Raw genomic sequence first — 948 nt, 5'->3', positions numbered from 1 at the left:
ATGCGCGACATACTGCGCGCAGGGAGCCGCCTCCGGCGGGGTGCAGGTCTCCCAGATGCGGGTGTCACCGGCGAGGAGCATCCGGTCGGCGATCGGGTTCTCCACGGTGCCGAACGCCTTGCGCTCCACGCCGAAGGTGAGCAGCGCGTAGGCGTCCTTGGCGTAGTACGTCTCGTCGAAGACCACGGCGTGCGGTTCGGCGAGGCCGTCGAAGCGGAGGAAGGCACCGAATCCGGCGACCAGCAGCGGGCCCAGCCAGCCCCACAGGAGGTTCGTGGGCATGGGGGGTATCAACCTACGTGGCGATATGTCCACCCGCGGCACCCTACGCGATCTCCGCCTTCACCGGGGGGTGGGTCAGCCGCGGTGCGCGACGTCGGCGCTCTCCGGCGCCTGACGCGGCCGCGGCGAGGCGTCCCCGGCCCGGCCGATCGGCGCGCCCGCCGGCGCCGACGTTGCTGAAATGTTCGCGGGGCCGTCCTTCCCTGCCCGCGTCGCCGGTGGCGGAGCGCGTGTGGAGTCCCAATTGGGATGTGTGTCGTGTTTCCTAGCTTGACTCCGTGGGAGGCCCCGTACGATGTCCGGGTGGCGGTGACCGAATTCTCTAGCCAGGCCCACGAGCAGCCGGAACCTCAGGTGGACGTTCCGGCCGTCTCCGTGCGCGACCGGTTGGTGCCGCCCATGCCCGGCAGCGCCCTGTGGGGCTGGCTGGGCCCGCTGCTGGTCGCCGCGTTCGGCGCCTTCCTCCGCTTCGACCGGCTGGGCGACCCCAAGGCGATCGTCTTCGACGAGACCTACTACGCCAAGGACGCCCTCTCCCTGATCCACTACGGCGTCGAGAAGGTCACACTCAAGGACGCCGACAAACTGCTCATATCGGGCAACACCAACATCTGGCAGCACTGCGCGGCCGACCAGCTCGACAAGTGCGCCTCCTACGTGGTCCAC

At 69.5% G+C, this 948-nt stretch carries 2 pseudogenes; one reads left to right on the top strand and one right to left on the bottom strand.

Annotated elements, in window-relative coordinates:
* Window positions 1–282: pseudogene (locus tag QSK26_RS41425) on the bottom strand (phospholipid carrier-dependent glycosyltransferase); the annotation flags it as partial.
* A 303-nt stretch (window positions 283–585) separates the two neighbouring features.
* Here QSK26_RS41425 and QSK26_RS41420 point away from each other — a divergent pair.
* A pseudogene (locus tag QSK26_RS41420) lies at window positions 586–948 on the top strand (phospholipid carrier-dependent glycosyltransferase); the annotation flags it as partial.

The sequence above is a fragment of the Microtetraspora sp. NBRC 13810 genome, from assembly GCF_030268685.1.
Classification (GTDB): Bacteria; Actinomycetota; Actinomycetes; order Streptosporangiales; family Streptosporangiaceae; genus BSRQ01.
Note: the sequence above shows the minus strand (reverse complement) of the source record. Positions and strands in the feature narration are given on the sequence as shown.